General features: G+C 35.9%; 11 protein-coding genes, 1 pseudogene and 2 other annotated features. Of the genes and pseudogenes, 3 read left to right on the forward strand and 9 right to left on the reverse strand.

The genetic code is table 11. From position 1 onward, the window contains the following. Nucleotides 1-117: 117 nt before the first annotated feature. Nucleotides 118-984: a GNAT family N-acetyltransferase gene (locus V7024_RS19295; RefSeq protein WP_335522838.1), complete on the forward strand. Its 867-nt coding sequence runs from the start codon at nt 118-120 to the stop codon at nt 982-984. 66 nt (nt 985-1,050) lie between these two features. Here V7024_RS19295 and V7024_RS19300 read toward each other — a convergent pair whose 3' ends face one another. Then, nucleotides 1,051-2,259 (reverse strand): MFS transporter, encoded by a 1,209-nt coding sequence (locus tag V7024_RS19300; RefSeq protein ID WP_335522840.1) that lies wholly within the window; start codon nt 2,257-2,259, stop codon nt 1,051-1,053. 222 nt (nt 2,260-2,481) lie between these two features. Here V7024_RS19300 and V7024_RS19305 point away from each other — a divergent pair, with 222 nt between their 5' ends. Next, nucleotides 2,482-2,685, forward strand: a complete 204-nt coding sequence (locus tag V7024_RS19305) for a hypothetical protein (protein WP_335522842.1) — start codon at nt 2,482-2,484, stop codon at nt 2,683-2,685. A 114-nt stretch (nt 2,686-2,799) separates the two neighbouring features. Here the strand turns inward: V7024_RS19305 and V7024_RS19310 are convergent. The 7 genes and pseudogenes from V7024_RS19310 to V7024_RS19340 form a co-directional block, all read right to left on the reverse strand. Continuing rightward, nucleotides 2,800-3,366, reverse strand: a pseudogene (locus V7024_RS19310) (GNAT family N-acetyltransferase); the annotation flags it as partial. Between the two features lie 113 nt (nt 3,367-3,479). Next, the gene (gene aroA, locus V7024_RS19315; RefSeq protein WP_335522844.1) at nt 3,480-4,772 is read right to left on the reverse strand and encodes a 3-phosphoshikimate 1-carboxyvinyltransferase; all 1,293 of its coding nucleotides are present in this window, start codon (nt 4,770-4,772) and stop codon (nt 3,480-3,482) included. A 21-nt stretch (nt 4,773-4,793) separates the two neighbouring features. After that, complete coding sequence (gene tyrA, locus V7024_RS19320; RefSeq protein ID WP_335522856.1) at nt 4,794-5,894, reverse strand: prephenate dehydrogenase; 1,101 nt, start codon at nt 5,892-5,894, stop codon at nt 4,794-4,796. Then, entirely contained in the window at nt 5,887-6,981 is a 1,095-nt protein-coding gene (hisC, locus tag V7024_RS19325; protein ID WP_335522846.1) for a histidinol-phosphate transaminase, read from the reverse strand. Before hisC ends, tyrA begins: the two co-directional genes overlap by 8 nt. A 14-nt stretch (nt 6,982-6,995) precedes the next feature. Next, complete coding sequence (aroC, locus tag V7024_RS19330; RefSeq protein ID WP_335522848.1) at nt 6,996-8,168, reverse strand: chorismate synthase; 1,173 nt, start codon at nt 8,166-8,168, stop codon at nt 6,996-6,998. A 198-nt stretch (nt 8,169-8,366) separates the two neighbouring features. Then, nucleotides 8,367-8,599, reverse strand: a binding site (T-box leader). Nucleotides 8,600-8,606: 7 nt separating this feature from the next. Next, on the reverse strand, nt 8,607-9,683 hold the full coding sequence (locus tag V7024_RS19335) for a bifunctional 3-deoxy-7-phosphoheptulonate synthase/chorismate mutase (protein WP_335522850.1): 1,077 nt from the start codon (nt 9,681-9,683) through the stop codon (nt 8,607-8,609). Nucleotides 9,684-9,827: 144 nt separating this feature from the next. After that, nucleotides 9,828-10,060, reverse strand: a binding site (T-box leader). Nucleotides 10,061-10,156: 96 nt separating this feature from the next. Continuing rightward, nucleotides 10,157-13,672 carry a DUF4020 domain-containing protein gene (locus V7024_RS19340; RefSeq protein WP_335522852.1) on the reverse strand — a complete coding sequence of 1,172 codons (3,516 nt, stop codon included), beginning with the start codon at nt 13,670-13,672 and terminating at the stop codon, nt 10,157-10,159. Nucleotides 13,673-13,878: 206 nt separating this feature from the next. On the opposite strand from V7024_RS19340, the gene V7024_RS19345 reads away from it, so the two are divergent. Beyond that, nucleotides 13,879-14,328 carry a YndM family protein gene (locus V7024_RS19345; protein ID WP_335522858.1) on the forward strand — a complete coding sequence of 150 codons (450 nt, stop codon included), beginning with the start codon at nt 13,879-13,881 and terminating at the stop codon, nt 14,326-14,328. Between the two features lie 205 nt (nt 14,329-14,533). On the opposite strand, the gene V7024_RS19350 is transcribed toward V7024_RS19345, so the two are convergent. After that, nucleotides 14,534-15,238 carry a YoaK family protein gene (locus V7024_RS19350; protein ID WP_335522854.1) on the reverse strand — a complete coding sequence of 235 codons (705 nt, stop codon included), beginning with the start codon at nt 15,236-15,238 and terminating at the stop codon, nt 14,534-14,536. Nucleotides 15,239-15,382: the final 144 nt, after the last annotated feature.

Consider the following 15,382-nt stretch of genomic DNA (forward strand, 5'->3'; position numbering starts at 1 on the left):
ATATAAAATGACTCTATTAACTTTGTTTATCTAGCCTTTGGATTTTAATGTTATATAAGTTATTGATAAAATAGAATTGTCATGTATTGAGACCTATAGAAAGTGGAGGGATTTGTTTTGAAGAGTCAAATTGAGTTTCAAATATATAAATTTTGTATAGAAGATATACCTGACCTTATTGCCCTTTCAGCTTCAGTTGGTTGGGATTATGATGAGAATGAAATCAATACAATTATATTAGTAGGTACTTTATATGGGCATAAAACAGCTCAGGGTGAAATTATTTCAAGCGCAGCCTTTATTCCTTATGGAAATAACTTAGCTTCTATTGGAATGGTAATTGTTAATGAAAATTACAGAGGATATGGCTTAGGTAAAAAACTTACACAAGCTTGTATTAATACAGTATCTAATAATGTCACAATTATGCTAGTTGCAACTCAAGAAGGTTATCCTCTATATGAAAAATTAGGATTTCAATCAGTTACTTGTATACATAAATTATTAAGTGATCATAACCATTCTTTTTACCGTATCGAAAAAAATCGTGATTACGACATACTTCCATTAACTGATAGTCATTTTCATGATGTATATGAGTTAGATCGATGCGCAGTCGGGGCAGATAGCAAAGTATTTCTTAAATCTAGAATTAAACAGGCAAAACAAAAAATAGTAGTTAAAGCAAAGACTGGAGATATAGTTGGCTATGGATTAAGCATACAGGGACCAATTCATTTAATTCTTGGTCCCATTGTAGCACTTAATCATGATGTAGCTACTCACCTTATCCACCACCTTGCTACAGGCTACAAAGGAAAACTAAGAATAGATGTGCCTGATGAACAAAATTCATTTATAACATACTTAGAACAATGTGGATTTAAAAAAGTAAGCCAACCACCAGTAATGATCAAAAATTCAATGAAATTACCAAGAAGAAATAATACACTTTATAGTATTGCTGCTCAAGCTTTCTGTTAAAAAACCTAACATTTCAAAATAACTACATCCTAATTTCTCAGTTTTATAATCGAGGAATTAGGATTCTTAACATTGTAAATCCATATTTTTTGTTTTAAATAAAACAAAAGACAACCCTGCCGAGATACAGATTAGTACAGCACCAAATATATACACCATTCTAATACCAAAATATTCAGCGATAACTCCAACTATAAAAATAGAAATGCTTGAAACTGTTGACAATAGAACGTTACGAGAAGCATATACTTTCGGAAGTAATGTCACATCTATGTTTGTTTGAAGTGCAGTTTGCTGTGCTATATCCCGTATTTGATATGCCGGTCCCATCGCAATACAGAGTATAAGCGATAAGAGAGGCATACTACTAAGCCCATATAACAAAGTAAGAATGCTGAACAAAAAAGAGCCAGTTGCCATACTTAGTACAAGATTTGTTTGAATCTTTTTTGCTAGATATATCGTAATAATTCCTCCTAAAATTGTACCAATATAATAACTAGCATTAATGTACCCCCACCATTGTTCTCTTTTGTGGAGTATTTCTTTTACATAAACCAATGTGATTGTACCAACCCAGATTTGACCTGCAATTCCTTCGATTACATCCATTAATGTAACTAATCGCAGGGTTGAGTTACTCCAAAGATGAATCCAACCTTCCTTCATAAGGGTCCATTTAGATGCCCCTTGCTGTTCTCTTTTCTGATTGTACAGAGAGCGAATAGCAAAGTATAAGCAAACTATAGAAATCCATAAAAAGACAGCCGTTATTAGTAAAGTAGAAGTATACCCCATTTTTACGACAATAAATCCCGTCAGCGTATAGCCACCAATTTGTACCGCTTGATTGGAGATCGATAACAAGCTATTCGCTTTTACAAGTTCTTCTTTTAAAACGATTTTGGGAACTATAGAATTCAATAAGGGACTCCCCCATCCTTCAACGAATGAAAGTATCAATATGTAAGTAAGTAAAATATAAATATGAGAAGTTAAGAATGTAAACCCTAATAGTAAAAAAGTAATCAAGATACTCTTAATTATTTGCAAGTTTACAAGTGCTTTTGACGTAGAAGTATTTTGTAGAATTAGCGGTGCTGACAAACCAGCTATTAATCTTGTAAGAGCTTTCAAAAAAGGAAATAAAGAAGCAAATAATACAGATTCCGTTTTCTGATAAATAAAAGTTGTAATGACCATAATATATACGACATCAGCTAACGAAATGGTTGTTTGAGCTATCCAGAACGAATAAAATCTATAACTTTTCATTGCCACCTCCAGATAAGAAATATGATTTAATTAAAATAATTATAAAATAGATAATATTAAATATAAACAGAAATCTATGGGTTCTATAAACATTTGACTACACTTTGAGATGTATGCTGAAGCATTATTACTAATAAATACATACCTTTAGGCTAAAGTCTAAATATATTTCAAGCAAAAGAATATACTATTGCATACATGACCCATTGGAGTGAATTTATTATGAACCTCTTTCCAACAAGGGTTGTTACCGTTACTCCTGTAGCAACCCCTGCCATCCACGTTGCCGCCATTCATACGATAAGTCCCGTTGTAGGAATTGTAACGCCATTCATTTGGCCATATCCACCCATTCACTTATCGGTAACACATCCACACGTCAGCTATTATTACCATCACATTCCTACAATATATAGAAAGTATTGATGAACCGTTTAATTATTACCGAACATAAAAAGCGCCATTTTTACATAGCGCTTTTTATGTTCTATATCCATTCGAAATGATTAAAAGAAATCATAAAAAAACGGCTGCATTTAAGATAAAATGTAACCAATGTTCTCGATCTCGCACTAACATACCGGAATATTTTTTCGCAAATTGCTCATATATGATTTCAATCTCTTTCAAATGAGATTCCTTCTTACATCGTTTGATGCTTCCTGACACATGTTCTTTCATAATTAAATCCGCTTTTGTTAATGAACATACAAGTCGATTCGCAAACAGCTCCCATCCATACTTCCTGTAAAAAGAAACAGAAAATGGGTGCAGCATGGAAACGGTATAACCGTCTTGTCTCATCGTCTCTAAAACATATTTTAATAATTTTTTTACATAACCGTTTCGTCTAAATTCTGGATAGGTAGCTACCCCCGCAATTCCACCCATTTTGAACTTTTCTTCACCTAAAAATATTTCAAACGGGATAAGGTGTAATTTTGCAGCAAGCTCTTTTTCTTCTAATATCCCAAATATTTGATGATACTTTTTCATAAGCTGAAGACGTTTTTCAATTTGTTCTTCTGGTACTTTATATTGAAAGGCATATTCAGATAGTCGAATTGCCTCCCGGTATTGTTCTTCTAATAATTGAATTACTTCCATTCTCCCGTGTCCCCCTACAACGTATTCATACCTACACATGCAAGATACAATATAACGCAATAATCAGAAAATATAAATTTCCCAAATGAAAACCCGATAGATCTTATATCAATCTACCGGGTTTCTAACTTCAATTTCTCAATCTCTTCAAAAAATCCTGGATATGATACTCCAACAGCTCCTGCATCCTGGATCATCGTCTCTCCATTCGCAATACATCCAGCAACTGCAAGCATCATTCCAATCCGATGATCGCCATGACTGTTTACGGTATTTCCGTTTAATGATGTTTTTCCATAAATAATCATTCCATCATCGGTCGCTTCTATACGTGCTCCTAGTTTTGTTAGTTCTTCTACCACTGTATCAATTCGATTCGTTTCTTTTACCTTCAGCTCATGAGCATCTTTAATAATCGTAACCCCTTCTGCTTGCGTTGCTGCAAGAGCGATAATTGGGATTTCATCAATTAACCTTGGGATAATGTCACCGCCAATCTCAATTCCCTTTAACTTTGATGTTTCAATTGTAAGATTAGCGGCAGGTTCTGCGGCACCTCTATCGTATTGTTCAATTGCTAATTTTGCTCCCATTTTTATAAGAACATCGATAATTCCCGTTCTTGTTGGATTGATTCCAACATTTTGTAATGTAAGCTTACTATTTGGAGTAATCGCTCCACCTACTAAGAAAAACGCAGCCGATGAAATATCTCCCGGTACATGAATGTTCGTTCCTGTTAGCCGTTGTCCGCCTTCTATTGAAACTTTCGTTCCCTCTCTCTTCACTTGTACGCCAAATGCTTGAAGCATACGTTCTGTATGATCCCTTGATACATGAGGCTCTGTAACACTTGTTACACCTTGTGCTCCTAGACCCGCTAATAAAATAGCCGATTTCACCTGCGCACTTGCAACAGGAGAAATATAATCAATTGCTTGAAGATTCCCTCCTCGTATCGTTAACGGTGTATATGTTCCGGCTTCTCTTCCATCAATTGCTGCTCCCATTAAGCTAAGCGGTTGTGTAACACGTTTCATTGGGCGTTTTCCGATAGAATGATCACCTTGCAAGGAGAAATGAAGGTTTGTATTCGCTAGTATACCAAGTAAGAGACGAATCGTTGTACCGGAATTCCCAACATCAAGTACGTGCTCCGCTTCTTGTAACCCTTCCATTCCTGTTCCAATTACTTCTACTTCATCTCCGTTTTGCGTTATTGATACCCCCATCTCACGAAAACAGGAGATTGTGCTTAAACAGTCTGCTCCTGGTAAAAAGCCCTTAATCGTTGTTTTTCCGTGGGCAATAGCGCCAAACATGACTGAACGATGCGAAATTGATTTATCACCTGGAATAACAACCGTGCCTTGCAACCCTTCCATAGCTGTCTGTACAGTTTTCATATTTACGGCACCTTCATTCCTTTATATATTTTCATACGTTTGATACTGTTCGTGTTGTAAAGATTGCGTTGCTTTCAAACGATCTTCTTCTGTTTGAAAACTAATACGTAACACCCCGAGTAGTCCTTCACGTGCTTCTAGTATTTGCAAATTTGTTATACTAATCTCGTGTTTTGCGAGTATGCTTGTAATATGCGCTAACGCCCCGACTTTATCTAAAACATCAACGTATAAATCATGATAAGCGGGAATCGCCCCGCTTTTGCGGACAGGCATAGAATCGCGATATTCTTTCGCCTTTGCGAAGTAATTTTGTATTACCTCGGCATCTCCTTCTGCAACTGTTTGGTGCAGTTGCTTCATTTCTGTAATCCATTCCTCTAATAATTGTAATAAATGAGAACGGTTTTGTCTTACAATATCGCTCCACATTTTCGGACTACTAGAAGCGATGCGGGTAATGTCTTTAAAACCACCAGCAGCTAGCATATGGATCAACGGATTATCTCCGGCATGTTTCTCTACTTGCTTAACTAGCCCTGCCGCAATTAAGTGGGGAAAGTGACTGACAACACCTGTTACATAATCATGTTCCTCCGTATGTAACACAAGAAAATGCGAACGCGTTCCTTTTAACCAATCTTTTAACTGTTCAACCTTCTCTGTCTGAACATGGCGCATCGGTGTTAAAATGTAATATGCATTTTCAAATAAATGCGCCTTTGCACTTTCTACTCCCGTTTTATGAGATCCCGCCATCGGATGCCCGCCAATAAACGTAACATCGTTTGGCAGCAATATTTCTGCTTCTTTCATAATTGTGCCTTTTGTACTTCCAACATCCGTCACGATGACGTCTTCACGTAATTTATACGAAGCAAGTTGTTTTAATAACTTAGTTGTTTCTTCAACAGGAGATGCGAAAATAATTAAATGTGCTTCTTCACATATTGTTTGTAAGTTCACTCCCGCTTCGTCGATTACGTTCAATTGTTTTGCACGTTCCACTTGCTCACTTTGAATGTCATAACCAGTAATGATGACATTGTGTTCTCGCTTTATTGCTAAAGCAAGTGAACCACCAATTAATCCTGTTCCTATTAATACAACTTTTTTACACATGTGCCTCATCTCGAGACCTACTATTATGAAAGTGTTGTTTTAACACTGCAATCACTCCTTCATTTTGTTTACTCGTACCGATTGTGATGCGAACACCATTTAAAAATGGACGAACGATATATCCAGCGTGTGCACAAAGTTCATAAATTTCCTGAGCATTGTCTAACGGTAAAAAGATAAAGTTCGTTTGAGATGAATAAAATGGAATCTCATTTTCTATACAAAAGCTTTCATATTGCTGCAAGCCTTCTCGGTTTGCACGAATGATCCTTTGTAAAAATGAATCATCATTCCACGCAAGTACGGCAGCTTTTTGTGCAAGTGATGATACATTAAACGGAAGACGAACAACATTTAATTTCTCAATGATTGCTTCATTTCCAACTGCATAACCAACGCGAAATGCTGCTAATCCGTATGCCTTTGAAAATGTTTTTAAGATAAGAAGGTTCTTATACTCTTTCAAAAGTGAAATGGTATCTGGAAAGTCACCCGCTGTGACATATTCATAATACGCTTCATCAATTACAACTAATGTTTCTTTATGAACTCGCTCCATAAATTCACGTAATTTTCGGTCATTCACATATGTGCCTGTTGGATTATTCGGATTACAAATCCAAACAATTTTTGTTTTTTCATTCATGACTGCCGCAATTTCATCTAAATTATAAACTCCATTTTGCAGCGGTACTTCCTTGACCTCACACCCTTCAATTACTGCATGATGGCGATATTGCGGGAATGTTTCTCCAGCTGTCACAATATTATCACCTTGGCAAAGTAGTGTTCGGCTAATAATTTGAATGACTTCATCAAGACCGCTGCCACATAAAATTTCTTCTTTTTTCACATCCAATTTCTCCGCAATCGTTTGACGAAGTTCTACTGCTCCCCCGTCCGGGTATAAAGCATGTTCATTCGGCTCTTTTAGTAAACCTTCCATCACACGAGGTGAACAACCAAATGGATTTTCATTTGAAGCTAATTTTACAAATGAATGGATACCATAATCTGCTTGCATTTGTTTTGCTGATTTACCTGGTTTATACGGTTGCAGCGCCCGTAGTTGTTCTTTTACTTTCATGAAAATCCTCCTTTTTAAAATTCTTTCGCGTATTTTTTATGCTGAGCAATATTATCCTTAATAAGATCCATACGATCTTGCCCAAATTGGTCTACTAACGCAGTTGCCAGTTCCCATGCGACAACAGCTTCTGCCACTACACTTGCCGCCGGTACAGCGCAGCTATCGGAACGTTCAATGCTTGCTTGAAACACTTCCTTCGTATCAATATCCACACTTGCCAATGGTTTATATAATGTCGGAATTGGTTTCATAACACCTCTGACAACAATCGGCATTCCTGTTGTCATTCCGCCCTCTAATCCACCAGCGTTATTCGTTTTTCGTGTGTAACCCGTTTCTTCATCCCACAAAATCTCATCATGTACAGCACTTCCTGGTTGCCCGGCTGCCTCAAAACCAATGCCGATTTCAGCGCCTTTAAATGCATTAATACTCATGATTGCCGCTGCTAACTTTGCGTCTAATTTCCGGTCATAATGAACGTAACTGCCAACACCAATCGGCATTCCTTCTGCAACCACTTCAACGATGCCACCAATAGAATCTCCGTTACTTTTCGCTGCATCAATTGCTTCCATCATTGCTTGCTCTGCCTCTTTATCTAAGCAGCGAACAGGCGAATGTTCTGAAATCATCTGCATCTCTTCTAATGATTTATGTGAAACTTGGTTAGCTTTTACGCCACCAATTTCAAGCACATGACCTGCAATATTTACACCTAATTCAGTTAAAACCTTTTTTGCAACAGCTCCTGCCGCTACTCTTACAGTTGTCTCCCTAGCAGAAGAACGTTCTAATACATTACGTATATCACGGTGACCATACTTAATTGCCCCGTTTAAATCGGCATGCCCTGGACGTGGCTTTGTAATTGTTCGTTTCATTTCTTTACTTTCCTGTTCAGAAACCGGTTCTGCTCCCATTACGTTTGTCCAATGTTTGAAATCATCATTTTTTACAACTAGTGTAATCGGTGAACCAAGGGTATAGCCGTGCCGCACACCGCTTACGATTTCCACTGTATCTGTTTCAATTTGCATACGTCTTCCGCGGCCATAGCCCTTTTGGCGTCTTAGTAGCTCTTTATTAATATCTTCTGCAGTTACATTTAGACCTGCCGGAACACCTTCCAAAATAACCGTCAATTGCGGGCCATGTGATTCTCCAGCTGTTATATATCTCATTTCCATTTCTCCCTTATCATTTTATCCCGCACTAACGGACAGTAAGACTCCTTCCACAAGATTCTGAGAAGTCAAAGAAGATAGGTAGGAGGTAACTGTCCGTAAGAGCCCGATTAGTTCAACTAACCAGCAGTGGGAGATAAACCCTCCTACTGCTGGAAGTTTCACTTTATAAAAAAGCCCCTACTGATTTCGTTCAGTAGGGGCGACAATACGCGCGGTACCACCCTAGTTATAGACAAATATGTCTACCTCTTTTTATTGTTAACGATCATTTTGACCGTCTTTCCCTTCATAAAAACTTTCGTCTTTACTACGAAAAAGATGCTCCAGGGGTGTAATTCACACATATCTTTGTACTGATTTCCACCAACCATCAGCTCTCTGTAACAAGAAAATACATGCTACTGCTTCCCTATCAACGCAATATTTATTTCATTATGATAACTTATTTTTAAATCCTTTTAACTCTTCCATGAAGGCATGGAACTGCGGAATATCCATTTGTTGTGCTGAATCTGATAAAGCAACTGCTGGGTCTGGATGCACTTCTGCCATAACAGCATCTGCACCAATCGCTAATGCTGCTTTCGCAGTTGGTAAAAGTAAATCTTTTCGCCCTGTTGAATGCGTTACATCTACAACAACCGGTAAATGTGTTTCTTTCTTTAAAATTGGCACTGCGGAAATATCAAGTGTATTTCGCGTTGCTCTTTCATATGTGCGAATGCCGCGTTCACATAGAATAATTTGATCATTCCCCTGAGCAATAATGTATTCTGCTGCATTCACAAATTCATCAATTGTCGCTGCTAAACCACGTTTTAGTAATACTGGTTTATTCACTTTTCCGACGGCTCTTAATAAATCGAAGTTTTGCATATTACGAGCGCCTACTTGAATCACATCAACGTAATCAAGTGCCATTTCTACATCATTAGGATTTAAGATTTCACTAATAATCGCTAAATCAAATTCGTCTGCAACTTGGCGTAAAATTTGCAGCCCTTCTACTCCTAATCCTTGGAAGTCGTATGGAGATGTTCTCGGTTTGAACGCACCGCCGCGCATTAACTTTATTCCTTGTTCTTTCATCGCCTGAGCAACTTGGCGAACTTGCTCTAAACTTTCAACTGCGCACGGCCCCATAATGAACGTTTGTGCGCCGCTTCCTAGCAATTCACCTTTTACATCAACAATCGTATTTTCTTGTTTCTTTTTACGTGAAACTAATAATGCTTTACGATTATCATCTTCTTGCAGTTCTAGGCTCGCTTTAAAAATTGTTTTGAAAATATGTTGCACTGTAGATGTTTCAAATGGTCCTTCGTTATGCTCTGCAAGCATATCGAGTACTTCACGCTCGCGAACAGGATCGAAGCGTTTCGTGCCTTGCAATTTCTTTTGTTGTCCGATTTCTTGCACAACCTTTGCACGCTCATTCAATAAGTGCAGAAGTTGTAAGTTAATCTCATCCACCTGTTTACGTAATTTTTCTAATTCATGATTTCCCATTAAAAATTCCTCCTTGTATCTTTTTGAAATTATATAATAAGGGATTGAAAATTCCCTATTTTCTGAACTCATTTCTTATAACAAAGCAAAGTTGATAACAATTTCTCATATGAAATATATGAAAAAATCCCTACTGATTCAATCAGTAGGGACGATTATTATCGCGGTACCACCCTAGTTGCAGACACATTTGTCTACCTCTCTTTATTGTTAACGATCGTTTTGACCGTCTTTCCCTTCATAAAGACTTCTGCCTTTACTACGAAAAAGATGCTCCAGGACTGTAATTCACGTTTACCTTTGTACTGATTTCCACCAACCATCAGCTCTCTATAACAGGGAGATAAACACTACTTTGTTCCCTTCAATGCGTTGTTTTTATTAAGTATGATTTGTATTATAGAATGTCATTTCGAAATATGTCAACACTTTTTCATTATTTTTTATATTTTTTTCTCACTGCATCAAATGGTTCATAATAACAAATGTGAATCATTTGCATTTCGATTGATCATTCCAATGCGGATCATTTCATTTTGAATACGTTCAAGTAACGTATTTTCAAGCTTCATCTCATCAAACAATTGCCGAAGATGAATCACTTCATTTTCAATACACTCTGCATCATTTATCTTTGTTAATAAAACAAAAAATAATGTTGCATATACTTTAGGACTTTGATGAATCAACTCGTTTTTTTCCAACAGCTGTTTCAATAAATCCTTCAATGCTTGTTTTTCTTTCTGCAATGAAGATATAGAAAAATGCGATAAAACAGTTTCAATCCCTTTTTCAGCGATAACATCCATGTATAACACAAACCGCAAAAAGATAATATATTCTTTCTCTGCTATTATACTCATTTTAGGGCGTTCTACTAAAAAATCTGCAAGCCAATCTTGCCAAAATTTTTGTTGTTCTTTTACGCTCAAAGTTTTTACATAATACGATACATTTTCTATAAACTTTACCTTCTCTACCTCTTCTCCCTGTATAAAAAGAGTGTTCAACCAATCTAGTTGTTTATCCCAATATAAAATACACTTTAAAAAGACGAGACTTAACCATTTCATAAATACTTCTTGTGTTTGCCCATTCAACAAATGTAAATGCCGAACAGCAAAAGCAATATATTTCTTTGTTTGTATAAATAAAGGCAAATTAATTTGCGTATTTACAAACCCTGCCCATGCATACTTTATTTTCTCTTCATTCTTCTGCAAATCTAAATAAGGAATCATATGTTTTCTACACCATTGCTTCTCGATATGATAGAGAAATGTTAAGTCTGCTGTTAGCCTCGTAATCATAATATTTACGTAGTATGATTTTTTCTGCATTTGCTCTTCAAATACATATAAATAAGCATGTATATTTCGATCATATAAATGCTCATACGCTAGAAGTTTTAATAAAACTGCTGTTATTTTCCCTACTGGATGCAAAGCAGCCTCATTATAGTAATCCGTTTGCTTTTTACCTCCTCCTTGTTCACCTTTCATAACGTGAGGAAACAATGAAAATGCAAGCTGTTTTATTGCTCGAATTGTATCTTCTTGAAATTCTGCTAACTGATTGCCCTTTTCATAGAGAAAACTGCTAATGAGCCAATGGTAAGTATCATGCCTTACAAATTGATGCAGTAATGGTAAAAGCTCTTGCATCTGTTTATCTGTTAATTTCCGATTATTGCGCCACTCTCTTATGAATACAAACCATACTTCTTTACTCACTTCTTTATCCTTAACTAATTGATATGCAAGAGAAATACTCCATTGTACATCTGTTTTACAAGCCTTTGAAAGCATTTCTAAAAAATGATGTTTCTCAAACAATCCTTCTTGTGAATATTGAAGAACTTGCCTTATCATTTCTTCCTCATTCATATGTAACAAACCATCAGTTGTTAAATTACATGTAATTGGTTGTAATGTCCGCTCTTCTTGTAAATCAGGAAACTGCCTCGATAAAAAATGAAGGAATTTTTGTTTCATAAATTCATATGTTTGTTTCGTTCGTTCATTAGTTGGGTCGCACATATATAGCCAATCGATTAAGTTACATGCCACATAACACGTCTTTTCTTCAAACTGTTTCTCTATAGTTGTCAGCACTTTTTCTTTCGTATGTTCAGATACATGTTCGTAATGATTCTTTAACAATTGAAACACTTCATGCTTACAGGAGTCTTCAGTAAGCAATTGATGTTGTAACAACCATTCTATTTTTTCATTTTGCGTTCGGAAAACAGTATGGTTCATACTATGCACTGCAATTCGCTTTTGTAGCGTATTCCCAAATTCCATCATAAAAGAAATATAAAAGTTTGCTTTATCTTCATAATGGGTACAAACATAGTCCATACAATCTCTAACAATATTAATTAAAAAAGAAAATTCACGCGGTTGGCTATCTTGCTCATGTGGTTCAATTGCACTTCGTGATTCACTAACTGAATCATGGATCTGAAGCGCCTGTTGTGTTAGCGTTAATCTCTGTAGCTTTTCTAATCCAATCTGCAAAATTTGGATAGCAAAATAAGAAAGGTGCGGCTTTATTTTCACTTCCCATATGTGCTGCATCTTTGAAAAGGTTGCAGATGACAAATGGTTTGTTTCTGCTAACTCTACAACATCTTGCATCTCTTGTTCCCATTGCCGAAGTCGCTTCAATTTTAGTTTCCCATCTAATATACATGTGAATAAAAGAACCATAATTTCTTTATGCTCTGGGTACGTACATTTATGAAGCAAAGAAGGCAGACTTTCGATGAAAAATTCATTTCTTTTCGCCTTTTCTAACAACAATAAAAGCCACTTTGCAAACGAAACTGTATGTATCGGCTGTTCCATCTTTACTAAAAATGTGCATATCGTATTCCAAAACAAAGCTGATACTTTTGTATTATTTTTATACATTAACTGAAATAATTCACTTTGGTGGCTTACTAAAAAATGATCAACAATCCACTGTGCAAGCAGCTGATCTTTTTCGGAAGTCTCAGCTTCCTCTGAAAATAAAATCCGCAGTTGCCCTTCTTTTTCTAACCATTCCACCCATTCGTAGTCTCTTGCAAATTCAACAAAGTAACGAAGTGTCTCAATCTTTTTTATTGATTGTTTAACATAAGACAACTGTTCTTGTTCTAAAGATGGTGGAACCGTTACGATATCACGAATTCGTGTTCTTTTTGTAATATAATTATCACCCATTAACTCTGCCCATCGCTGCACTGCTTTTGCTAATGATTGATGATTCTGTATCTTATTCGGATAGACAATAGGCTTAACCCCTAAATGCTCCCAGTGATATGTATTATCTCCCCCCGCAACAAACGCATACCGCCTCGTACTTGGTGGTAATCCCGTTGCTAAATATTTCATAACAGGGTCATTATGACTATATCCAATAAATAAAACTGTATAATTAGAAAATAAATCAATTAAAAATCGTCTCGCCCATCCTTCTGTTAAGTAAGCCCTTCCAAAATCACCATCAGTCAAAATTAAATTTTCTTCTTCTTGTTCCACATTTCCATGAATATATGCCAATCCTTTAAACGCTCTTCCCGTTGGAAGTGCCGGAGCGTAATATATATTTACTTTACGTTTTGACTCCTCAATTACCGTTGAAAAATGCTGATCAAAATTTGTAGTTACAATCCGAACATTTTCATCAGTTGCAAATAATTGCAAAATAGAATTGTGTAATGGATTTGGCTTTGAATCCGCTACATGAACAAGGTTCTTCGCAATCTGATGAACATCTTTCGTTTTTGCAATTTTCCCAAGATAATAATCATGCGGTTCATTTTCCTCACGTTTGTCTACATATAGTGCGTTCGCAATATCATCCACTAAATCATCAAAATTTAGTAAGTTTGAATTGCCTTTCATAGATACTCCAGCTCCAACAAATAAAACCAGTTTCCCTTGTTCGAGTTTATCAAAGAGTTCATCTGGAATTTCTACATCTGAAGTAATCCACACCCTCGATCCCCCCTTACCTAAAAATGTTAATTTTCTCTTTCTAATATAACATTTTCTTTGTATTTTTTTAACATTCTGATAAGCAAAAGAAGATAAAAAATTTTAACCTTATATTTAGAAAACACCTTACATACAGTAATTTTATATTCCCATGCATAAAGTCCCTTTTTTCATTCAAACTAAATAGAAAAAGAGAGGTTCAAATGATGAATCATATTACGATTATGCTTATCAAATTTATATCCTGTATGATTGCTTTTGCAATTGGTTTGGATTTATTTTTCGATGCAACAATTGTTGACATCTTTTCCTTTAGTTTATTTATTACTATCGCGTCGTATATGTTAGGAGATCAAATTATCTTGCCCCGAGCTGGAAATACCGCTGCACTCATGATTGATTTTCTTTTTACTTATATGAGTGTATGGATTTTCGGGAGCGTACTGTTAGACAACTATATGCAAATTGCTTGGGGAAGTATTTTATCAGCCATTATAGTTACAGGAGCAGAAATTTTTGTTCATCGCTATTTAATGGATCGCATTGCTACTTATCAAACCATTGAAAGAAAACCATTCACTTTCAACAGATCGCTAGCGTATGGAACAGAGTTTGCGGAGGAGCAAAATGTTACAGAAACGAAAAAACAGAAATGATACAACCACTTTAGAGATTTGAATTAAAAAATACTGCGTTTCTTGAACGAAAAGAAAAATCCTGAGAAATACTCTTTCTCAGGATTTTTCGTCAAATTAAAGTCATTGTTTATCAAACTACACTTCGTTCCACATGCCTCTTATGAAGAAGCTTTTAATGGACGAAATACAATAGTGAAATATGATTAAAGTAACAAAATTTTTTTCATTTTAACATTTGAGATTTTCTCCAATACCCTCTATCTTTATGATACAAAATTAACGCAATCACTAAAATTCCTGATGCAATCCAAATCGATTTATTTCCTATATGAGTGGTAGAAAATGTCCCTACCAGTGCACCAAATATAAAAGAAAGAATAATAACAAGAAATTCTTTAAATCGTTTTTTCTCTTCCTGATCATGTTTTATAAATGCTAAATACCCTGCCTGCGTTGCAGTTCGAAGATTCCCTGTTGTCATCGTTGAATTGTAGACCCATTTGTCTAATTTATTAAAAGTAGAGATTTGTAAAGATGATACAAACGCAATACATACTGTTACCACGATGTTAGGGATACTTTTTGGCAAGAACCCTACAACGATTAAAACGATACATTCTAGTATAAGAATAGAGCGTCTGTAACTATGCAATGCATGTCTTATATGAGGAATCTTTACTACTTCTGATATTAAAACACCTAACATAAAAGCTAAAATAGGTGGAATATAAAGCAAAGCATTATGCCATTCTCCGTTAGCTGCTCTTATAGCGAGTAATACTACATTCCCTGTTTGTGCATTGGCAAATACTCCGTCCCTACTGATGAAAGTATACGCATCTAGAAAGCCTCCAACTACAGCTAACAAAACACCCAAATAAACAGAGTTTGAAGATAATGAGGGGATTGGACTTAGTTTGTCTTTCATATAATTATCTCCTTGTATCTTATATTACATATGTTATCCATTTATATAAAAACAACATTATTATGAAATCGTTCACAAGTTATTCGCAATCTCTATCTGATGTCGCTTCCTTTTACTTTTTCCTAATATGATATAATACCATAC

It is taken from the genome of Bacillus sp. JJ864 (genome assembly GCF_036963045.1).
Classification (GTDB): Bacteria; Bacillota; Bacilli; order Bacillales; family Bacillaceae_G; genus Bacillus_A; species Bacillus_A pseudomycoides_C.